This is a genomic window from Mesorhizobium sp. CA4, assembly GCF_020165075.1.
In the GTDB taxonomy this organism is placed as follows: Bacteria; Pseudomonadota; Alphaproteobacteria; order Rhizobiales; family Rhizobiaceae; genus Mesorhizobium.
In genome coordinates this window covers 108,674-128,106 of sequence record NZ_JAIUHK010000010.1, presented here as the reverse complement: position 1 = coordinate 128,106, position 19,433 = coordinate 108,674, and the positions used below count along the sequence as shown (strand labels likewise).

Genomic DNA, 19,433 nt, shown 5'->3' with positions numbered 1-19,433 from the left:
CGGTTGCAGTCACCATTCTGTGATTCCGACACGGGCTCGGAACCTTAGCGGCGAAAGCACCGTTAGGGGTCAACTCTGGGTTTGCCTTCAGCAGAATCGGCGAGGGGATGCCGCAAATCTTCTCGAAAAACGCCAATGGCGTTGCGCGCTTTGTCATCTGGGGAAGCTGTGCAGTTCTGTTGATCGCCGCCGCGATCGGGACAATCCTTCCCCGTTCGGACCTGGTTACGGGAGTAGGTGAACCATTGGCGCAGCCGGTGCCGTTCAGTCACAAGCACCATGTCGGCCAGCTCGGCATCGACTGCCGTTATTGTCACAATGGCGTCGAGACCTCGTCTTCGGCGGGCCTGCCGGCGACCGAAGTCTGCATGACCTGCCATTCGCAGCTTTTCACCAATGCCGATATGCTGGCGCCGGTCCGCGCAAGCTTGGCCGGCGGCAAGCCGATCGAATGGCAGCGCGTCAACGGCGTGCCCGACTTCGTGTTCTTCAACCACGCCATTCACGTCAACAAGGGCGTCGCCTGCGAGACCTGTCATGGCGAGGTCGACGACATGCCGCTGACGAGGCGGGCGCATACGCTGAGCATGGAATGGTGCCTCGGCTGCCATCGCAACCCGGAACCCAATCTGCGTCCCCCAGAGGACGTGTTCCTGATGCACTGGCAGCCGTCTGCGGACATCGATCAGATCAGGCGGCAGCTGATCGGCGTGCTCGACATCCACCCCGAGACGATGACGGATTGCTATGTCTGCCATCGCTGACGACAGGCCTGGTTCCGCCATCGATATCGAGGCTCTGCGCAAGCGGCTGGCGCATGGCGGCGAAATATGGCGCAGCCTGGACGAGATCGCCGGCGCTGCCGAATTCCGCCGCTTCGTCCAGGCCGAGTTCCCGGCAATCGCGGAACGCCTGCCGGCAAAGCCGAACCGGCGGACGCTGCTGAAGCTGATGGGCGCATCGCTGTCGCTTGCCGGGCTGGCCGCCTGCAGCAAAGCGGAAAACATCCTGCCCTATGTGCGCCAGCCGGAAATCCTGATCCCAGGCAAGCCTGTCTACTACGCGACGACGCTGTCGAGTGACGGCTTCGGTATCGGCGCCATCGTCGAAAGCCATGAAGGGCGGCCGACCAAGGTCGAGGGCAATCCCGATCATCCGGCCTCGCGCGGCGCCACCGACGCGGTGATGCAGGCGGCGGTGCTGACGCTGTTCGATCCCGACCGTTCACGCACGCCGCTCAAGGATGGCCAGCCGGCATCATATGGCGATTTCCTCAAGGACATGGCGGCGCTTGTCTCGCGGTGGACGGTATCGCAGGGGCGGGGCGGGGCGTTGCTTCTCGATGCCTATACGTCGCCTACGCTCGCGGCCCAGATCGATGCGTTGCGGGCTCGCTATCCGAAACTGAAAATCTTCCGCCACGACCCGTTGGCGATGCCGGCCGCGGGGGAGGCGTCGCGTGCCCTGTTCGGGTCGGTGCTGACGCCGGTCTACCGCTTCGATCGTGCGGAAACGATCGTCAGCTTCGACGCCGATTTCCTTGGCGAAGGGCCTGGTCGGCTTGCCTATGCGCGCGACTTTGTAGCGCGGCGACGTGTACGCGATCCGTCCGACCGGATGAGCCGGCTTTATGCGGTGGGGTCGACGCCGACAATCACTGGGGCTGCCGCCGATCATCGACTAGCGATCAAGCCAAGTGAAGTCGAAGCCGTGGCTGCCGGATTGAACGCGGCGTTGACTGGCCAAACCGGAACTTCCGGCTCGCCGATCGACCAGGCGTGGATGGCGGCGCTGGTCGACGATTTGAGGGCGGCGGGCCGCGACGCGCTGGTCATCGCAGGAGCGCAGCAGAGCGCCTTCGTTCACGCCGCCGCGCTTGCCGCCAATGCGAAGCTTGGCGCGCTTGGCAACACGGTCGAGCTGATCGAGCCGCCGGATGCGCTGTCGGTCGACGGCGATCTCGGAGCGCTGCGCGAGGCAATCGGCGATGGGGCTGTGGACACCGTCGTGGCGCTGGGGACCAATCCGCTGCACACGGCCCCGGCAAGTGTCGACGCGCATAAGGCATTCTCCGGCTTGAATTTGTTCGTCCATCACGGACTCTATCGTGACGAGACGGCGTTCCTGGCGCACTGGCATGTGCCGGCGGCGCATGAACTTGAGAGTTGGAGCGACATCCGCGCCTATGACGGCACTGCCTCGCTGGTGCAGCCGCTGATCAAGCCGCTCTATGACGGCAAGACCGTGCACGAATTGCTCGCCGTGCTTGGCGGCCAGTTCGAGACCGATCCGCTGTCGCTCGTCCAGCAACATTGGGCAGCACTCGATGACGATGCCTGGAAGAAGGCGTTGCGCGACGGCACTGTGCCGAACGGCGCTGCCAGGCCCGTACCCGTCACCATGCCGCCGGATCTGGGCGGACTAAGGCCAGCGGCGAAAGCGGGTGACGGTATCGAAATACGGTTCGTCGCCGATCCGTGGCTGCGCGACGGCCGCTTTGCCAATGCGTCGTGGCTGCAGGAATTGCCGCGGCCGCTGACCAAGATCGTCTGGGGCAATGCGGCGCTCATCTCGCCCGCCACCGCGCAGCGGCTGAAGATCGCAAATGGCAAGGTCATCAACATCGCATCCGACGGGGCGGACGTCGCTGCGCCGGCCTGGATCCTGCCCGGTCATCCGGACGAAACGATAACGCTTTCCTTCGGCTTCGGACGCAAGGCCGGTTCCGTTGCCGCGCTGGCAGAAGGCTGCGACGCATTTCGCTTGCGCAGCGGCGCTGAATGGTTCGCGGCCGGCGCGGCCATCGCGCCCCGCAAGAATAGCGTGCGGGTCATCACCACGCAGCATCACCAGGCGATGGAAGGCCGCGCCATCGTGCGCCATGCGTCCCTCGATGCCTTCCGACAGAATCCGGATTTCGTCCGCCAGGATGCGCCGCCAACGCCGACGGAATCACTCTATCCCGATTGGCCCTACGACCAGGAAGCCTGGGCGATGGCGATCGACCTCTCGGCCTGCATCGGCTGCATGGCCTGCGTCTCCGCTTGCCAGGCCGAGAACAACATCGCGCCGGTCGGCCCGGAAGAATGCGAGCGCGGCCACGAGATGCACTGGCTGCGGGTCGACCGCTACTATGCCGGGCCGTTGGATGCGCCCGAGACGCTTTTCCAGCCGGTCCCCTGCATGCATTGCGAGAAGGCGCCATGCGAGGTTGTCTGCCCGGTCAACGCCACCGTGCACACGCATGATGGGCTGAATGCGCAGGTCTATAACCGCTGCATCGGCACGCGCTACTGCTCGCAGAATTGCCCCTACAAGGTGCGGCGCTTCAATTTCCTCGACCATCAATCCTTCGACAAGGATGAGGCAGGTCCGGAGCAGGGCGTCCATAACCCCAATGTCAGCGTGCGCTCGCGCGGGGTGATGGAGAAATGCACCTATTGCGTCCAGCGCATCAGCGCCAAGCGCATCCAGGCGCAGATCGAGAACCGCGACATCGCCGATGGCGAAGTTGTCACCGCCTGCCAGCAGGCCTGCCCGACGCAAGCTATCACCTTCGGCGATCGCAACAAGAAAGATGCAAAGGTCGTTCGCGAAAAGAGCGCGCCGCAGAATTACGCGCTGCTGGAGGAGCTGAACACACGGCCGCGCACCACCTATCTCGGCAAGATTTCCAATCCCAACGGCAAGCTTGCCAAGCCGGGCAAGGCGACCGATGGCTGAAGCGAGCGCGAACAACCCGGTCGTCCTGCGCGGCCGCCACGATTTTCCCGAGATCAGCGGACGCATCGGCTCGATCGTGCTCAACGGCCGCCTGCCGCGGCATTTCTGGACCGCGTTCTTCCTCTGCTTCCTGCTGATTTTGCTGCTGCTCTATTCGATCACATATCTGATAGCGGTCGGCGTCGGCGGCCTCGGCATCAACATGCCGGTGGTCTGGGGCACGATGATCTCCAACTTCGTCTGGTGGATCGGCATCGGCCATGCCGGCACGCTGATCTCGGCGGTGCTGTTGCTGCTGCGCCAACCATGGCGCGCCTCGATCAACCGCTTCGCCGAAGCCATGACGCTGTTTGCCGTCGCCATGGCCGGCCTGTTTCCCATCCTGCATCTTGGGCGACCGTGGTTCTTCTACTGGCTGCTGCCGCTGCCCAATGTGCATATGCACTGGCCGCAGTGGCGAAGTCCGCTGGTCTGGGATTTCGCGGCGATCGCCACCTACGCCACCGCCTCGCTGCTGTTCTGGTATATGGGCTTGCTGCCCGACCTGGCGGTGCTGCGCGACCGCGCCAGGTCGAGACCGGCGCAGCTCTTCTACGGCATATTGGCGCTCGGCTGGCGCGGCTCGGCCTATCATTGGGCGCGCTACCAGGTTGTCTATTTCCTGCTTGCCGCTTTGGCCACGCCGCTGGTCGTTTCGGTGCATTCGATCGTCTCACTCGACTTCACCTTCGCGATCACGCCCGGTTACCACTCGACGATCTTCCCGCCCTATTTCGTCGCCGGCGCGCTGCTCTCCGGCTTCGCCATGGTGCTCACCATCGCCATCCCATTGCGCTGGGCCTTCTCGGTCAAGGACCTGATCACGCTCCGGCACATGGACAATGCCGCCAAGCTGATGATCGCCGCCGGCATGGTCGTCGCCTATGGCTATGTCTCGGAAGCATTCTTCGCCTGGTATTCGGGCGAGCCGTATGAGCGCGCCATGATGGCGCAGCGCGCCCTGGGTCCCTATGCGCCGCTGTTCTGGATAATGCTGAGCCTGAACTGCGGCGTGCTGCAATTGCTGTGGTTCAGAGGCATCCGGCGCAACATGCCGCTGCTGTTCGCGATCGCCGTCGCCATCAATGTCGGCATGTGGATCGAGCGCTACATCATCGTGGTGACGGGGCCGAGCCGAGATTATCTGCCGACCTCCTGGGGCGAGCAATCGTTGACCTGGCTCGATTTCGGCATCCTGTTCGGCTCGATCGGCACCTTCTTCGCGCTCGTCTTCCTGTTCATCCGCATCCTGCCAGCGATCACCATCTTCGAGGTCGAGGAACTGGCTGAGGAAGAGGGCAAGCTCGGATGAGCCTCTACGGTCTCATGGCGGTGTTTGCCGAGCCGGAAGCGCTGATAGAAGCCGCGCGCGGCATGCGCGAGCGCGGCTATCGGCGCATGGATGCGTTCTCGCCGTTTCCGATGAAGGAGCTTGACGGGATATTGGAGATCCCGAAAACGCGCCTGCCTTGGATCGTGCTCGCCGGCGGCATCGCCGGGGCCGTACTCGTCTATGCGCTGATCTGGTACTCGGTCGAGATCGACTACCCTGTCAATGTCGGCGGCCGGCCGCTGCATTCCTGGCCGCCTTTCGTCGTCATCGCTTTCGAGGCGGGCATTCTGGGCGCTGCCTTCGCGGGGTTCCTGGGCGTGCTCGCGGCCAACGGGTTGCCCCGCTATCACCATCCGGTGTTCAACGCCGAGAGCTTCAGCTACGCGCGCGGCGGCAAGTTCTATCTGCTGATCGAAACGGCCGATCCCAAATACCGCAAAGGCGTGACGAGGGGCCAGCTGACGCGGCTCGGCGCCGAGCTCGTCGAGGAGGTCGAGGCGTGAGCCGCCTCGGCCTCACGCTCATGGTCGGTGCGCTGGCCGTCGCCGGCTGCCGGCAGGATATGGAGGACCAGCCGCGCTACGATCCGCTGGAGGCGAGCAACCAGTTCGCCGACGGCATGTCGGCGCGCACGCCGGTGCCGGGTACGGTGGCGCGCGACGCCGATCTGACGCCGGTCCCCGACAAAATCCCTTATCCGATCACGATCGAGCTTCTGCAGCGCGGACGACAGCGTTTCGACATCTTCTGCTCACCCTGCCACGGCCGTACCGGCAATGGTCACGGCATGATCGTCCAGCGCGGCTTTCCGGAGCCGCCGAGCTACCATCAGGATGCGCTGCGCAAGGCCTCGGACCGGCACTTCTACGATGTCATCACCAACGGCTATGGCGCCATGTATTCCTACGCGGCGCGAGTGCCGTCGCAGGACCGGTGGGCGATCGTCGCCTATATCCGCGCGCTGCAATATTCGCGCGCCGCGCCGGTCGCCGAACTTCCGCAAGCGTTGCGCACGCGGCTCGAGGCATCGCCATGAGCCGCATCGAGCAAGGCTTTCTGTCGGCGGGCGCCGCAGGACTTGTCGTCTGCGGTCTGGGCGTATCGCTCGATGCCAAGGCGATGCTGAGCGCCTGGCTCCCCGCAATTCTCTTCGCGCTCAGCCTCCCGCTCGGCGCGCTGACCATGCTGATGGTGCACGGGCTGACCGGTGGACGCTGGGGCGATGCGGTCCGCCAGCCTTTGCGGATCATGATCGCGATGCTGCCATTTGCGCTCATCCTGCTCCTGCCGGTGCTGATGCGGCTCGACCTGATCTTCCCATGGGCCGGCGCCGATCCCGCGATGCTTCCTGAGCAGGTTCGAGAGAAGCTTGCTTATCTCAACATGCCGTTCTTCCTGCTGCGCTTCGCCTTCTGCGCTGCGGTCTGGCTCGTTCTTGCCTGGACGATGCTTACTGTAGAGGACCCCGCAAAGCGTGGCAGCGGCAGGAAATATGCCCTCGGCCTCATCCTTCATGCGCTTGGCGTCAGCGTTTTTGCCATCGACTGGATGCTGTCGCTCGAGCCTGAATTCACCTCGACCATCTATGCGCTTTGCGAAGCCTCGGCCGAGGTGGTCGGGGCATTCGCGGTTGCCGTCCTGGTGCTGGCGGCAACGCGGGCAGTGGAAGTCATGCCCGGCGGCGAGGAAGACGTCGCGCTCAGCGAAGATCTTGCCAACATGCTGCTCGGCTTCGTGCTGACATGGATCTATCTCGCTTTCATGCAATGGCTGGTGGTCTGGGGCGGCGATCTGCCCGATGAGATCCATTGGTACGTCATCCGCGGCGACGATGGATGGCACTACCTGCTTTACCTGTTGGTCGCCTTGCAGATGGCTGCCTTCGCGGGTCTGCTCAGTCGGAACCTGAAACGCAGCCACGCCGGCCTGGTCTGGCTCGCCGGAATTGCCTTGGCAGGCCATTTCGCCGATGTGTTCTGGCGTATCCGCCCGCCACTCTTTTCCGGCGGCGTCCCGGCATTGTGGCATGATGCGGCCGCCTGGATGGGAGTGGGCGGGCTGTGGCTCGCGCTATTCCTCTTCCTGCTCCGCCGACCGGACAAGATCGTCTGGTGGAAGCGCGAGGTCGTCCATGGCTAAGGCGCACCGTCACCCCGAGACGCGCGATGTCCAGCCGCGTGTGCTGCTCGCTTTCGGCGGCGGGCTGTTGCTGTTCATCGCTTTAGCCGCGATCGGCGTGAAGCTCATCTTCAACACCGCGCCGACCTGGCTGCCGCTGCCAGCCAACACCAATCCCGAAAACCCGGATCTGCAGACCACGCCGCAACAGGATCTGACCGCGTTCCGCGCCGAGGAGGATCGCCAGCTCAAGACGCTTGGCTGGGTCGATCGCAACGCCGGCATTGCGCGCATCCCGATCGACGACGCCATGTGGGCAGTGGTCAGCCACGGCCTGCCGGATTGGTCAGCGGCCACGGAGCCTGATGATTGCGCCTTGCTTACAAATGCGGTTCCCCGCGCACCGCAGGCCGAAAATTGCCGGCAGCAGGACGGGACAGGGCGATGAGAAGCTTGTTGGCTGCGCTTTGTTTGTTCGTCGCCGGCACGGCGTTTGCCACCGAACGACCGATATTCGATCCGAAGCCCGGCGCGCAGCTCAGCCTTGAGCGAGAATTGGTCGATACAAGCGGCCGGAAGCTGACGCTTGGCGAGACGCTCGATGGGCGTCCGGCGCTCGTCATCTTTGGCTACGACAAATGCCCGAACCTTTGCGGCGCTACCCAGCAGGCCGTCGCGTCCGACCTGAAGAAGACATCGCTTCGCCCTGCAGATTATCGCGCGCTGTTCATTTCGATCGACCCCGATGAGACCTCCGCCGATGCCGCAGAGGCGCAAGCCGAAATCGCGTCCGCCGCCGGTCCTGCTGGCGCCTCCGCTTGGCGTTTCCTTACTGGCAGTGATGGCGCCGGTGCAGCGCTGGCCAACGAGGCCGGCATCACTTTCGACCGACGTAAGAGCATCGATCAGTTCGTGCATCCGATCGCGGTCATTGCGCTGACGCCTTCCGGCCGAATTTCGCAGGTATTGCCGGCCTTGACCTTCACGCCGCGCGATCTGCGGCTCGCGCTGGTCGAGGCGTCGGCCAACAAGCTCGGGTCGATTGCCGATCATGTCTTTCTGTTTTGCGCGGGATTCGACAGTTCGAAAGGCCAGTACACTCCCGTAATCTGGGCAGCGCTGAAAGCGTCAAGCCTGGCAACGGCCCTTGGTCTCGCCGCGACGGTGCTCTGGCTAACGCGCAGGAGGGCAAGGTGAGCTTCGGCGTTCCCTTCTTCCCGCAGGAAGCCTCGTCGGAAGCCGGCCATGTCGATGCGCTGTTTTACACGCTGCTCGTTTTCTCAGCCGTTCTCGGATTGACACTCACCGGCCTCGTCGTCGGCTACGCCGTGAAATACCGCGTCGGGTCGAAGGCGGATCGCACGGGACAGCGTTCCCGCACCATGTGGCTGGAGATGAGCTGGACCGTCGCCAGCCTGATCATTGCCTTCATCTTCTTCGGCTGGGGCGCAGTGCTCTTCGTTCGCCGCGATCATCCGCCGGCGGACGCGCTCGAGATCACGGGGCTTGGCAAACAGTGGATGTGGGAGTTCAGGCAACCCGGCGGCCAGCGCGAGATCAACGAGCTGCACGTTCCGGTCGGCAAACCGGTCGTGGTGTCGCTCGCCTCGCAGGACGTTATCCACTCCTTCTACGTGCCGGCCTTCCGCATCAAGCAGGACGCGGTGCCCGGCCGCACGACGCGCATCTGGTTCATCGCCACCGAGCCCGGCCGCTACCATCTGTTCTGCGCCCAATATTGCGGCACGCAGCATTCCGAAATGGGCGGCTGGGTGACTGTGATGGCTCCCGAGCAATACGCATCCTGGCTGAACGGCCAGGGCGAAGGCGAGACGCTTGCCGCGAGCGGCGAGAAACTGTTTCGCGCGCTGGGCTGCTCCGGCTGCCATGGCGCGAGCAGCAAGGTGAGGGCGCCGTCGCTTGACGGCATCTTCGGCCGGCCGGTGGCGCTCGACAATCAGCAGACGGTGATCGCCGACGAGCGCTATTTGCGCGACTCCATCCTCAACCCGAAGAAGGAGATCGCGGCGGGCTACGAGCCGGTCATGCCGAGCTTCGACGGCCTGATCGACGAAGGCGAGCTGCAGATGCTGCTTGCCTATCTGAAGTCGCTTTCGCCTCGGCCAACGGCTGGAGCCAAGCCATGAGCAACGCGGCGATGCAGGGTACATATCTCGGCGAAGGCAGCGGCCTGCGGGCATGGCTTCTCACCACCGACCATAAGCGCGTCGCGTGGCTCTATCTCATCTCGCTGACGGTCTTCTTCTTTCTCGGCGGCGCCATGGCGGTGCTGATGCGGATCGAGCTGGCGACACCGGCAGGCGACCTCGTCTCCGACGATGTCTACAACAGGCTGTTCTCGCTGCACGGCATCATCATGGTCTGGTTCTTCCTCGTGCCGTCGATCCCGGCGACCATGGGCAATTTCCTTTTGCCGCTGATGATCGGCGCGCGCGACCTTGCTTTCCCGCGGCTCAACCTCGCCAGCTGGTACGTCTTCATTTTCGGCAGCCTGTTCGCGCTGTTTGCGGTGGTGGCCGGCGGCGTCGACACCGGCTGGACCTTCTACACGCCGCTGTCGACGCTCTATGCCAATGGCTTCGTCTCGACCGCCGCGTTCGGCGTCTTCATCGTCGGCTTCTCGACGATCATGACCGGCATCAACTTCATCGTCACCGTGCACACGCTACGCGCGCCGGGGCTCACCTGGTTCCGACTGCCGATTTTCGTGTGGACGCTCTACGCCACCAGCCTGGTGATGGTGCTGGCAACCCCGGTGCTCGCCGCCTCTCTGATCCTGATCGTGCTGGAGCGCGTGTTCGGCATCGGCATCTTCAATCCCGATCTCGGTGGCGACCCACTGCTCTTCCAGCATCTCTTCTGGTTTTACTCGCACCCGGCGGTCTACATCATGATCCTGCCCGGCATGGGTGTGGTGTCGGAGGTGCTACCCTGCTTCAGCCGCCGGCCGCTGTTCGGCTACAAGGCGGTGGCGATGTCGTCGATGGCGATCGCCGTCTTCGGCTTCCTGGTCTGGGGCCACCATATGTTCGTCAGCGGACAGTCGGCCTATGCCGGCGTGGTGTTCTCGTTCCTGTCCTTCTGCGTCGCGATCCCGTCGGCGATCAAGGTTTTCAACTGGAGCCTGACGCTGCGCAAGGGCGAGATCAGCTTCGAGACGCCGATGCTCTATGCGTTGTTTTTCCTGGGGCTGTTCACTTTCGGCGGATTGGCCGGGCTCTTCCTTGCGGCGTTGGCGGTCGATGTCCATGTCCACGATACGTATTTCGTCATCGCGCATTTTCACTACATCATGGTCGGCGGCATGGTGACGGCCTATATGGCTGGCCTGCATTTCTGGTGGCCGAAATTGACCGGCCGCATGTATTCGGAAACGGCGGGGCGTATAGCGGCGACCGTTACCTTCGTCGGCTTCAATCTGACCTTCTTCCCGCAATATATGCTGGGCTTCAACGGCATGCCCCGGCGCTATCATACCTATCCGCCGGAGTTCCAGTTCTGGAACGTATTGTCCTCGGCCGGCGCGGTGGTGCTGGCGATCGGCTACCTGATGCCCTTGTTCTACCTCGGCTGGTCGCTGTTTCGCGGCGCCCGGGCGCCCGATAATCCGTGGAACGCGACCGGGCTCGAATGGCAGACAAGCTCGCCGCCGCCGCCGCATAATTTCGAGACCATGCCGGTCGTGACGCGACCGGCCTATGCCTACGACATGAAGGGGCTCGAGCACGAGAGCTTCAGTCCGCACCGGGAGGAGGCGGCGCGATGAGCGGCACTGAAAGCGTCGCTTTCGACACGCCCCTGCGCGAACGGCGCGCCGACACTTTTGCGATGTGGGTGTTCATCGGCTCCGAGGCGATGCTGTTCGGCGCGATTTTCCTTGTCTTTCTCGTCGCCCATATCGATTTCGGCCCCGCTTTCGCCGCCGCCTCGAAGCGCCTTTCTCTGCCGCTCGGCACCTTGAACACGGCCGTGCTGATCACCAGCAGCTTCACTATGGCATTGGCGGATATGCTTGCGCTTCATAGACATTGGCGCCCGACAATTTGGGCGCTGGTCGCGACTGCGGCGCTGGGCTTGTGCTTCCTGATCGTGAAAGGGATCGAATACGGCAAGGAGATCAGCGAAGGACTGGCCCCGCTTCTCGGCCTGCCGTTCCGCTATGCAGGACCGGATCCCGTGCACGCCGAATCCTTCTTCGGCCTCTATTTCACGATGACCTCGCTCCATGCGCTGCACCTGATCGGCGGCATCGTCGTCATCGCCGGCATGATCGCGCTCTGGCCGACTTCCAGCCCTGCCAACCGCCTGCGCCGGGTGGTTGCCGTCGGCCTTTACTGGCATTTCGTCGATATCATCTGGGTGTTCATGTTCCCAGTCCTTTATCTGATCAACCGATGAGCGAATTGCGCAAACTCACCTTCGGCTATCTCGGGCTGCTCGCGCTGCTGACACTGACGGTCGGCTCGTCCTTCGTCGATCTCGGCGGGTTCAACGTCGCGCTCAACCTGGCGATCGCCGCCGCAAAGGCGATCCTGATCGCCATGCTGTTCATGCATCTGACCGGCACGTTGCCGCGGCTGGCCGTCGCGGCCGCCGGGCTTTGGCTCGTCATCCTGTTCGGGTTGACGCTGATCGGGCGATAAACGGTAAGGCTGGTGGCCTACGATCTGAGCTTTTCTCATCGTTACACTCGACCAGCTGCTGCACATGTCTGGCGCCGTCGCATTCGAAGCGACCGGTCAGCTGATTAGCCCTGCAATATGCCCGATGTTCCATTGGTGCCGATTGACGCGCCACATGCAGCTCGATCGAGCCTGGTAGGAAGCCGTGTCGTTGCGAAGATGTCCGGGAACATTGGACATCGCTGGCAGTTCGGGTTTGCTTCAGACGCCGCTTCAAGGCGTCTGTCGAAGATCGGTGGGCAACACCTGATCGGCCCGGGTCTGTCCCTCGCAGGCGTGGGCTTTGTGCCCCGGCAGGATCTGCCGTGCCGCTGTGCAGATGTCGCCGCCACAACCACAGGAGACAGCAATGAAGCATCAGACCTCATATGAACTTCAATCGGTGGCAGTCGTCGATCGGCTTGGATTGGTTCCTCTGGCAACAAGAGCGCAGCGGATCGAGCGGTGGGCGGAATTGCTCGACCGAAATCCTCTGCGTTGCCTCTCGGCCCTGACGGGAACCGAATATGTCGATCCTGAAGTTCGCGAACGGGTGCGGGCGGACGGATCCCCGCTCACGGTTGCGTTTGATGATCCGTTGCTTCGCGCGGCCGGATTGCAATCGGACACTTATGGCGAGGCGAAGCGCTTTTTCGAACTCTCCGATTGGCAATTGCATGACGTCGTCTGCAGCTGCCATGCCGGGTCGACGATGCAGGCCAGTTGGGCCGCGGCGCGGGTGCGTAGGCTGATTAGCGGCAACCGGTTCTTCGCCTGGCTCAGAAGCCGCTTCCTGCATTGAAGAAGGCTAGCCGCCCGGCGAGCGCAGGTCGCCGGCGGCTCGGCGCGCCGCGCCCGACAAGGAGTTCGCACGGAAACTGATCGATGAAATGCGAGGGCGGCTGTTCGTTCCCGTGCCTATGCACATCGGTCGGGCGGCAGGCCGCATGGAACCTTTCCGCTGGCACTACGAAGTCGAACCATGACAACGGCAGCGCGGGGGGAATCTTCCGGAGACGACGTCGCCACCCGGTGACGCGGCTCCATCCTCTCAGCCATTCTGGTCGATAGCGTGCGGCGAAGGCTGCTGGGCACCGCCGCTCGGACGCCTGCTGGTGTGGTCGGCCCAGACCCATACAGCGACCGCCACGATCACCACGATGACGACCAAGGCAATGATACGACGCATCGGGCTCTAGCCGCCTGGCTTGTTGACGGTCGGATCGGAGCCGACGCCAACCACCGGATCGGGGGCAACCGGGCCGCGCTCGGCTTCCGAACTTTCCGACTCGATCTCCTGGACAGCCTGATCCCAATGTTCCTGCTGGCGTCCCTCGGGGCGGCCTTCGCGCTCCCAGATCTCATGGGCGCGTTCTCTGATACGTTCTTCCCTGTCCATGCGGAACCTCCTCTCGCGCCGGGCTGGCGCTGAAGCCAGGCCTAATCGGGCGACGGGAGGTTTGTTCCATCAAGACTTGAATCGGACCGCGCCGCATTGGGAACGCCGCCTTCGTCGAAATGTTATCTTTCATCCAACAGGAGATCGTCATGAAGGACAGCCAGAACCGCCGCGAGACGGGCGCCAGGAAATATCCCCCCAACACCGATCCGGATCCAAGCGACCAGTTCTCCCAGGACGCCGCCAGCAACGAAAAGCCCCATGTCGGTCCAGGTCTCAGCCGCAAGCAAGGTGAGGTCGAGGACAAAACCCATCAGTCCGAGGGCCGCAATCCGGCCCGTCAGACACCAAGCCCGGCGACGGAAAAGAGTTCAGGCGCAGGCCCGGCCGTCGCGGAGCGCTCCAAGGACGCAAAGGCGCCCCGGAGCGGCCGTCAGCCCGGCGCCTATGTGAAGGACTGAGCCGGACCGGATGCGCCGTGGAACATAGCTTCGACTTTGAGGTTCGGTAGCAACCGCCGTCGGCGACTCCGCATGCCGGCGGCGGATTGTGAGGCCCCGGGGCCTATCCGGGGCCGCCGCAGACACGGCGGACCGGCGATGGACAGAACAGCCCCAAGCAGATGCCTCCCAAAACGGACAGGCGCGGTGGCCTGCCGATCAACCAAGCAGCGCCGATCGAAGGTCTGGCTGGTTTTGCCGGCAAGCATCGTAACAAGTTTCCTTTGCGTCCCGGCATTGGCGCACCAGGCGCCGGCAGGCTGGCAGTACGATCCTTCATGCTGCGCCGGGGTGGATTGCTATCAGGCGCCGCCTTCGGACGTGAAGGAGACGAAATACGGCTATCAGCTCTCGACCGGCGAACTGATCCCCTACAGCGATCACCGCATCAAGCGATCGCGTGACGAGTATTTTCACGAGTGCAAGCCTGGCGGCGACACCCAATCCCAGCACTCCTTCTGCCTTTATGTTCCGGACCGCGGGATGTAGGGCGGGAGGCTCGACCGCAGATCGCCAAGGAAGAAGGCCCGTCCCTGAAAGGCGGGCCTTTTTCTGTGCAAGGCAGCAGGATGACGAGCCTACTTGTTGCAATTCTGCATGTTGGATGTGGTGTTGCCACTGGCGGTGTTGTTATCGATGTCGTTTCCGGCCGCGTCCTTGCACCGGTCGCTGCCTCCGTTGGGCTTGGCTGTCGTGTTCGTGCTGTTTGTGGCGTTCGGATCGATCGTGCCGCCATTGCCGTTGTTGTTCATGCCACTGGTCCCGGTCGTGGTCCCTGTGCCGTTGGTGCCCGTCGTGGCGCCGGTCCCGCTACCACTGGTTCCGGACCCGCTGGACTGTGCCATTGCGGATGTGGCGAGCACGATTGCGACAGCCGAAGCCGAGAGAAGTCTAATCATGGGGAGTCTCCTATTTTATCGCCTGATTGCGATACGATTCAAACAAGAGACTCCTGCCGATGTTCCAACTGGGCTATGCACAAATTATACTTCGTTGTCACGCTGTTCGGGGCATAGCAACGTAAGAACGATTATTTGTTTGTACGGATTTTCTGCCTCGGGTTGATTCCACCGGCGGCGTTAGTGTCGTTCTCGACGTCCCCTTCGACCGTGTTCTCGCCATGCTCCAGCTCGTCGCCCTCCTTGATGGTGCCCTTGGACGTGCCGATGCCTGGATCGTTCGCCATATCCGCGTCGCTCGGTTTTTTCGATTTCGGGTGCTGGTTTCCGCTCATGGTTTTCCTCGCTCTTGTCTTTCTGAACCGGAAGCGGCGCCGAATGCTCCAGCGTCAAACGCCGAATGGGTAGGTTTCGGGCATGCCTCCAGCCGCGTGCTCGGGTCCAAGAGGCGTGACGGTGCTGGTTTGATCGAACCAGACGAAGGCGTCGAACTGCCGCGCCAGCGAAGCGTCGGCATAATGGCTGTGCAGTTCGGTTTCCGGTCGGTAGATCACGCCGATGAATCGTTCCAGGCGACGCTCCGTCAGCCGGTCGCGCAGCTTCGGATCGCGTCCGAGGTCAAGCAGGAACCGCTCGACGCCGGCGTCGTGGCAGAGCCGCTCGTAGCTGTCCTCGCGCGAAGGTCGCACCGACTTGATTTCCATCTCGCCGTCCCAGTCCGTTGCCGCGGCGACAGTGCCTGCATGCGTGCCGAAACCGATGAGCGCCGCGGCATCGCCGAACCGCTGCCGGCAGAGCTGGCCGATATTCACTTCCTCGCGCGAGATTCCCATTTCGGTGTAACGGGCGTCGCCGATATGGGAATTGTGCGCCCACACCACGGCTTTGGCGTTCGGACCCCGCGCGCCGAGAATACGTTCCAGCGTTTCGAACATATGCGTGTCGCGCAGGTTCCAGGATTGCGATCCGCCATAGTACATGGTGCGGTAATAACGCTCGGCGGAGGCAATGAGCCTGGCGTTTTGCGCGGCGTCGAAAAGTTCGTCGCCGTCCCGGCCGGCATGATCGAGTTGCCTCGCCAGCATGTCGCGGCACTGCTGGAGGACCGCTTTCTCGCAGTCGCGATAGCCTTTGGTCAGCGCGGCCCGGGCATAGGTAGACGGTTCGGTCTGCCACGGCGTCAGGCAGCCATAGCGTTCCCGCGCAACCCTCGCCGCTTCCGGATCGACGTGGTCGAGATATTCCAGGACCGCGGCGATCGAGCCGCGCATGTTGTAGATATCGAGGCCATAAAAGCCTGCTTGCGGCTGGAGTGCCTTGACCTTGTCATTATGCTCGCGCAGCCATTCCACGAATGCCGCGACGTCGGTGTTGCGCCACATCCAGGTTGGAAAGCGCTGGAACGGCCGATCGGCACCGGGCGAGGCGCCGCGGCCGCGGACATAGCGGTCGATCGCGGCGGCATCGGGCCAATCAGCCTCGACCGCGACGATGGTGAAGCCATGCCTCTCGATCAGCCTTTTTGTTATTGCCGCGCGCGCCCGGTAAAATTCCGACGTGCCATGGCTGGCCTCGCCAAGCAGGACGATCCGCCGGTCCGCAAACCGGTCGAACGCTTCGGCGAAGCCGGGATCGTCGAAGTCCAAAAGCGGCTCGGCTGCCGCCGCGATCATCTCCGGCAGGCTGCGCGGGCGGGCAAGCGGCATCGTGCGGGCAATTCCTGGGCGGCTTTCCTCCCGCCAGCCCTGTTCGCCGATCAAGGGGACGAAGCGCACCCCACCGAAATCCTCCTCGCTGTAAGTCGATGCGCCGGTGCGGGTTACCTTGAGCAGCCGCTGCTCGTCAGGATCGTCGCCGACCGGGATAACCAGCCTGCCGCCGACATCGAGCTGCTGCTGCAAGGCCAGCGGCGCGCCCGGCCCGCTCACCGCTACCACGATGGCGTCGAAGGGCGCCGCTTCCGGCCAGCCTCTGGTGCCGTCGCCGGTCCGAACTTCGATATTGCCGTAGCCTAGTTTTTGAAAGCGCCGCCGTGCTGTCTCGGCCAGCGCCGCATGGCGTTCGATCGTGTAGACATGGTCGACGACGCGGCTCATGACGGCGGCAGCGTAGCCCGATCCCGTGCCGACTTCGAGGACCTGATCTCCCGGACCGATCTCCGCCATTTCCAGCATGAAGGCGACGATATAGGGCTGCGATATGGTCTGCCCCTCCGCGATCGGCAACGGTCCGTCTTCATAGGCGAATTCCTCGTAGCCAGGATCGACGAAGGCTTCGCGCGGAACCTCCCGCATCGCCGCCAATATCTCCCGATTGTGGATGCCGCGGCGGCTGAGATGCACATCGACCATCCGACGGCGCTCGCGGGAAAGATCGAGCATAAGGATTCCTTCCTATTCGCCTGCTTCCATCATCGTCTTGGCCGGCTGCCGGGCGACATTTTCCTCGATCAGGTCGCGGCCCGGAGTCTGGGGCAGCGCCTTGCGGAAGTTCCTGGCGTAGTCGCGCGGCATCTTCGGCGGCATCATCGGCTCATAGGCGTCGACCAGCGCTTCGATGATCACCGGCCCGCTGGCGGCGAAGGCCTGGTCGAGCACGCGCTCGACATCGTCCGCCCGCTCGATGCTGAAGCCTTTTCCGCCCATCGCCTCCGCAGCCTTGGCAAAATCGATCGGCTGCAATTCGCAGCCGAACTGGGGATTGCCGAGGAACATCATCTGCTCCCAGGCGATCTGGTTCAGCATGTTGTTCTTGATGACCAGGAGCTTCAGCGGAATGCCGTAGCGCACCGCCGTAGAAAATTCGCCGAGCTGCATGGCGAGCCCGCCATCGCCGACGATCGCCGCGACCGGACGGCCGGGAAAGGCGATGCCCGCGGCGATCGCGTAGCTCAAACCGCAGGACATGGAAGCAAGCGCGCCCGAAACGCCGAAGGCTTGCCCCGCGCCAAGATCGACATGGCGAGCGGCCAGTTCCGTGTTCTGACCGGAATCGGCCGCCAGTATCGTGTTTTCGGCGAGGCGTTCGCCGAAGGCGCGCGCGATACGCTGCGGCTTGAGCGGATGCGCCGAGCTGTCTTCGGATTGGCGCATCATCTCGCGCCATTTTTGCATCGAGCTTTGCGCCGTCGCCAGGAATTCGCCATCGCTCTTCTGCTCCAGCCGCTTGTTGAGGGCGCGCAAGGTCTCCGCCGCGTCACCGACCAGGCCGGCCTCGACCGGGAAGCGCAAGCCGATGCGCTGCGCGTCGCAGTCGATCTGGACGCCACGCGCCTTGCCCGGCTGCGGATAATATTCGATGTAGGGGAAGGTTGAGCCGACAATGAGGACGGCATCGCAGGTTTCCATCGCCTGCTGCGAGGGCAAGGTGCCCAGAATGCCGATGCCGCCGGTGGTATAGGGATGATCGTCCGGCAGCACCGCCTTGCCGAGCAGCGCCTTGACGATCGGCGCCTTCAGCAGCCTCGCCGTGTCTTCGAGTTCGGCCGCCGCGCCGATGGCTCCGCGTCCCGCCAGGATCGCCACGCGCCGCGCGTCGTTGAGGATGGCCGCGGCCTTGTCCAACTCCGCATCCTCGGCGAGGCAGTGAGGAGCGAACATGTCCTGCGGCGTGTGCGCCGGCCGGTTGCGCTTGGACCGCTTGGCTGCGTCGGCGGGCTGTTCCTGGATATCGCTGGCTATCGAAAGATGAGCGACGCCCTTGCGGGCGAGCGCCGTGCGGCAGGCAAGGCTCGCCACGTTCTCCATATGCGCCGCATCCGATACCTGGACGTTATAGACGCTCACATCGTTGAAGACGCGGGTCAGATCGACGTCCTGCTGCGTGAATGTCTCGATAAGATCGTGGAACTGCATGCCCGTGATCGCCAACACCGGGGCCTGGTCGAGCTTGGCATCATAAAGGCCGGTCAGAAGGTGGGTGCCGCCGGGTCCGGACGTTGCGAGGCACACGCCGAGCCTGCCTGTCCATTTCGCGTAAGCGCAGGCCATGAACGCGGCCGACTCCTCGTGCCGCACTTGAATGAAAGAAATTTTGTCCTGGTTTTTGCGCAGCGCCTCCATGACGCCGTTGATGCCGTCGCCGGGGAGCCCGAACACGACTTCGACGTTCCAGGCGATCAAGGTGTCGACGAGGATTTCGGCTGCATTGGGCATTGCGAGGCTCCGCTGTTGGTTTCCGAACCATCACGATTGCGGTTGGTTCCCTTGTTGGCGGCCGCAACAAACCCAAGCGCCCAGAATGCGCCCAATCCCGAAACCCCTCTATGCAAAGCGCCAGTACAGCTGTGATGAGGAAACCCGTAGCGCCCGATAGGAAGACGCGACGGAGGCCGGCAATTCGGACCGGCCGAGGCGGTATCGGCCGGTCCTGGCGAAGGAACGGGATTTGGCGGCGGCGAGGGAACGCCTAGCTTCATCCATATCGTCGATTCCATGGTCAATCAGCACGCCAAATGGCTAAAGACCTCGGCGGAGCTTTTCTGGCGCGAACCGATCGCGTCGCTCACTATCTGCTGGGGTTGTACTGATCGTAATAGGCTCCGCGGATCAGGAGCGGCAACTCGGCGGCGAGATTGGCTCCCAGGTCCGGGGGCAGGCTGTCGCGCAAGGTCCGCAGGACAACGCCAGGGGTATGCCTGCCGATCCGGCCCGAGATCATCCATGATCTCCTTCAGCCAGATATTGGTGGTCTGGTATCGTCTTGTCGAACACGTCGAGGCCATTAGAGCTCATCGTCGCC

Annotated in this window: 21 protein-coding genes and 2 pseudogenes; 16 read left to right on the top strand and 7 right to left on the bottom strand. The window is 63.4% G+C overall.

The genetic code is table 11. The features are described from left to right. Positions 1-107 precede the first annotated feature (107 nt). The 13 genes from LB528_RS11085 (at position 108) to LB528_RS11025 (ending at position 12,697) form a co-directional block, all read left to right on the top strand. Positions 108-764 carry a cytochrome c3 family protein gene (locus tag LB528_RS11085; RefSeq protein WP_224714889.1) on the top strand — a complete coding sequence of 219 codons (657 nt, stop codon included), beginning with the start codon at positions 108-110 and terminating at the stop codon, positions 762-764. Continuing rightward, entirely contained in the window at positions 748-3,723 is a 2,976-nt protein-coding gene (locus LB528_RS11080) for a TAT-variant-translocated molybdopterin oxidoreductase (protein ID WP_224714888.1), read from the top strand. The genes LB528_RS11085 and LB528_RS11080 overlap by 17 nt, the downstream gene beginning before the upstream one ends. Then, entirely contained in the window at positions 3,716-5,074 is a 1,359-nt protein-coding gene (gene nrfD, locus LB528_RS11075; protein WP_224714887.1) for an NrfD/PsrC family molybdoenzyme membrane anchor subunit, read from the top strand. The genes LB528_RS11080 and nrfD overlap by 8 nt, the downstream gene beginning before the upstream one ends. Further along, positions 5,071-5,598, top strand: coding sequence for a DUF3341 domain-containing protein (locus tag LB528_RS11070; RefSeq protein WP_224514801.1), 528 nt, complete (start codon positions 5,071-5,073; stop codon positions 5,596-5,598). The genes nrfD and LB528_RS11070 overlap by 4 nt, the downstream gene beginning before the upstream one ends. Continuing rightward, a complete protein-coding gene (locus LB528_RS11065) occupies positions 5,595-6,131 on the top strand; it encodes a c-type cytochrome (protein ID WP_224714886.1) in 537 nt (178 codons plus the stop codon). Before LB528_RS11070 ends, LB528_RS11065 begins: the two co-directional genes overlap by 4 nt. After that, complete coding sequence (locus LB528_RS11060; RefSeq protein ID WP_224714885.1) at positions 6,128-7,234, top strand: hypothetical protein; 1,107 nt, start codon at positions 6,128-6,130, stop codon at positions 7,232-7,234. The genes LB528_RS11065 and LB528_RS11060 overlap by 4 nt, the downstream gene beginning before the upstream one ends. After that, on the top strand, positions 7,227-7,661 hold the full coding sequence (locus LB528_RS11055) for a hypothetical protein (RefSeq protein WP_224714884.1): 435 nt from the start codon (positions 7,227-7,229) through the stop codon (positions 7,659-7,661). The genes LB528_RS11060 and LB528_RS11055 overlap by 8 nt, the downstream gene beginning before the upstream one ends. An 8-nt stretch (positions 7,662-7,669) precedes the next feature. Continuing rightward, positions 7,670-8,410, top strand: coding sequence for an SCO family protein (locus tag LB528_RS11050; RefSeq protein ID WP_224714883.1), 741 nt, complete (start codon positions 7,670-7,672; stop codon positions 8,408-8,410). After that, positions 8,407-9,360: a cytochrome c oxidase subunit II gene (gene coxB / locus LB528_RS11045; protein ID WP_224714882.1), complete on the top strand. Its 954-nt coding sequence runs from the start codon at positions 8,407-8,409 to the stop codon at positions 9,358-9,360. The genes LB528_RS11050 and coxB overlap by 4 nt, the downstream gene beginning before the upstream one ends. Next, positions 9,357-11,000 carry a cytochrome c oxidase subunit I gene (gene ctaD / locus LB528_RS11040; protein ID WP_224714881.1) on the top strand — a complete coding sequence of 548 codons (1,644 nt, stop codon included), beginning with the start codon at positions 9,357-9,359 and terminating at the stop codon, positions 10,998-11,000. Before coxB ends, ctaD begins: the two co-directional genes overlap by 4 nt. Continuing rightward, positions 10,997-11,632, top strand: a complete 636-nt coding sequence (locus tag LB528_RS11035; RefSeq protein WP_224714880.1) for a cytochrome c oxidase subunit 3 — start codon at positions 10,997-10,999, stop codon at positions 11,630-11,632. Before ctaD ends, LB528_RS11035 begins: the two co-directional genes overlap by 4 nt. Then, positions 11,629-11,877 carry a cytochrome C oxidase subunit IV family protein gene (locus LB528_RS11030; RefSeq protein ID WP_224514784.1) on the top strand — a complete coding sequence of 83 codons (249 nt, stop codon included), beginning with the start codon at positions 11,629-11,631 and terminating at the stop codon, positions 11,875-11,877. The genes LB528_RS11035 and LB528_RS11030 overlap by 4 nt, the downstream gene beginning before the upstream one ends. Before the next feature lie 388 nt (positions 11,878-12,265). After that, positions 12,266-12,697, top strand: a complete 432-nt coding sequence (locus LB528_RS11025; RefSeq protein WP_224514782.1) for a hypothetical protein — start codon at positions 12,266-12,268, stop codon at positions 12,695-12,697. Positions 12,698-12,946: 249 nt separating this feature from the next. Here the strand turns inward: LB528_RS11025 and LB528_RS11020 are convergent, their stop codons facing one another. Together LB528_RS11020 and LB528_RS11015 are read right to left on the bottom strand one after the other, a co-directional pair. Then, entirely contained in the window at positions 12,947-13,084 is a 138-nt protein-coding gene (locus LB528_RS11020) for a hypothetical protein (RefSeq protein WP_224714879.1), read from the bottom strand. Between the two features lie 6 nt (positions 13,085-13,090). After that, entirely contained in the window at positions 13,091-13,294 is a 204-nt protein-coding gene (locus tag LB528_RS11015) for a DUF2934 domain-containing protein (protein WP_224714878.1), read from the bottom strand. Between the two features lie 149 nt (positions 13,295-13,443). On the opposite strand from LB528_RS11015, the gene LB528_RS11010 reads away from it, so the two are divergent. Both LB528_RS11010 and LB528_RS11005 read left to right on the top strand, forming a co-directional pair. Further along, positions 13,444-13,755, top strand: coding sequence for a hypothetical protein (locus LB528_RS11010; protein ID WP_224714877.1), 312 nt, complete (start codon positions 13,444-13,446; stop codon positions 13,753-13,755). Between the two features lie 186 nt (positions 13,756-13,941). After that, the gene (locus tag LB528_RS11005) at positions 13,942-14,283 is read left to right on the top strand and encodes a hypothetical protein (RefSeq protein WP_224714876.1); all 342 of its coding nucleotides are present in this window, start codon (positions 13,942-13,944) and stop codon (positions 14,281-14,283) included. Between the two features lie 89 nt (positions 14,284-14,372). On the opposite strand, the gene LB528_RS11000 is transcribed toward LB528_RS11005, so the two are convergent. The 4 genes from LB528_RS11000 to LB528_RS10985 form a co-directional block, all read right to left on the bottom strand. After that, positions 14,373-14,546, bottom strand: a complete 174-nt coding sequence (locus LB528_RS11000; protein WP_224714875.1) for a hypothetical protein — start codon at positions 14,544-14,546, stop codon at positions 14,373-14,375. A gap of 278 nt (positions 14,547-14,824) precedes the next feature. After that, positions 14,825-15,028, bottom strand: coding sequence for a hypothetical protein (locus LB528_RS10995; RefSeq protein ID WP_224514769.1), 204 nt, complete (start codon positions 15,026-15,028; stop codon positions 14,825-14,827). A 54-nt stretch (positions 15,029-15,082) separates the two neighbouring features. Next, complete coding sequence (locus tag LB528_RS10990; protein ID WP_224714874.1) at positions 15,083-17,074, bottom strand: protein-L-isoaspartate(D-aspartate) O-methyltransferase; 1,992 nt, start codon at positions 17,072-17,074, stop codon at positions 15,083-15,085. Between the two features lie 12 nt (positions 17,075-17,086). Then, the gene (locus LB528_RS10985; protein ID WP_224714873.1) at positions 17,087-18,847 is read right to left on the bottom strand and encodes a thiamine pyrophosphate-dependent enzyme; all 1,761 of its coding nucleotides are present in this window, start codon (positions 18,845-18,847) and stop codon (positions 17,087-17,089) included. Between the two features lie 255 nt (positions 18,848-19,102). Here LB528_RS10985 and LB528_RS30530 point away from each other — a divergent pair. Continuing rightward, positions 19,103-19,198: pseudogene (locus LB528_RS30530) on the top strand (hypothetical protein); the annotation flags it as partial. A gap of 7 nt (positions 19,199-19,205) precedes the next feature. Here LB528_RS30530 and LB528_RS10975 read toward each other — a convergent pair. Further along, positions 19,206-19,426 (bottom strand): annotated as a pseudogene (locus LB528_RS10975) (DUF2267 domain-containing protein); the annotation flags it as partial. Positions 19,427-19,433 lie beyond the last annotated feature (7 nt).

Bases quoted from the DNA above. Each gene is read 5' to 3' on its own strand.
- LB528_RS11010 (WP_224714877.1), top strand. From the start codon at position 13,444: ATGAAGGACAGCCAGAACCGCCGCGAGACGGGCGCCAGGAAATATCCC.
- LB528_RS10985 (WP_224714873.1), bottom strand. From the start codon at position 18,847: ATGCCCAATGCAGCCGAAATCCTCGTCGACACCTTGATCGCCTGGAAC.
- LB528_RS11020 (WP_224714879.1), bottom strand. From the start codon at position 13,084: ATGCGTCGTATCATTGCCTTGGTCGTCATCGTGGTGATCGTGGCGGTC.
- ctaD (WP_224714881.1), top strand. From the start codon at position 9,357: ATGAGCAACGCGGCGATGCAGGGTACATATCTCGGCGAAGGCAGCGGC.
- LB528_RS11070 (WP_224514801.1), top strand. From the start codon at position 5,071: ATGAGCCTCTACGGTCTCATGGCGGTGTTTGCCGAGCCGGAAGCGCTG.
- LB528_RS11060 (WP_224714885.1), top strand. From the start codon at position 6,128: ATGAGCCGCATCGAGCAAGGCTTTCTGTCGGCGGGCGCCGCAGGACTT.
- LB528_RS11025 (WP_224514782.1), top strand. From the start codon at position 12,266: ATGAAGCATCAGACCTCATATGAACTTCAATCGGTGGCAGTCGTCGAT.
- LB528_RS11035 (WP_224714880.1), top strand. From the start codon at position 10,997: ATGAGCGGCACTGAAAGCGTCGCTTTCGACACGCCCCTGCGCGAACGG.
- LB528_RS11000 (WP_224714875.1), bottom strand. From the start codon at position 14,546: ATGAACAACAACGGCAATGGCGGCACGATCGATCCGAACGCCACAAAC.
- LB528_RS11030 (WP_224514784.1), top strand. From the start codon at position 11,629: ATGAGCGAATTGCGCAAACTCACCTTCGGCTATCTCGGGCTGCTCGCG.
- LB528_RS11015 (WP_224714878.1), bottom strand. From the start codon at position 13,294: ATGGACAGGGAAGAACGTATCAGAGAACGCGCCCATGAGATCTGGGAG.
- LB528_RS11085 (WP_224714889.1), top strand. From the start codon at position 108: ATGCCGCAAATCTTCTCGAAAAACGCCAATGGCGTTGCGCGCTTTGTC.
- LB528_RS11080 (WP_224714888.1), top strand. From the start codon at position 748: ATGTCTGCCATCGCTGACGACAGGCCTGGTTCCGCCATCGATATCGAG.
- LB528_RS10990 (WP_224714874.1), bottom strand. From the start codon at position 17,074: ATGCTCGATCTTTCCCGCGAGCGCCGTCGGATGGTCGATGTGCATCTC.
- nrfD (WP_224714887.1), top strand. From the start codon at position 3,716: ATGGCTGAAGCGAGCGCGAACAACCCGGTCGTCCTGCGCGGCCGCCAC.
- LB528_RS10995 (WP_224514769.1), bottom strand. From the start codon at position 15,028: ATGAGCGGAAACCAGCACCCGAAATCGAAAAAACCGAGCGACGCGGAT.
- LB528_RS11055 (WP_224714884.1), top strand. From the start codon at position 7,227: ATGGCTAAGGCGCACCGTCACCCCGAGACGCGCGATGTCCAGCCGCGT.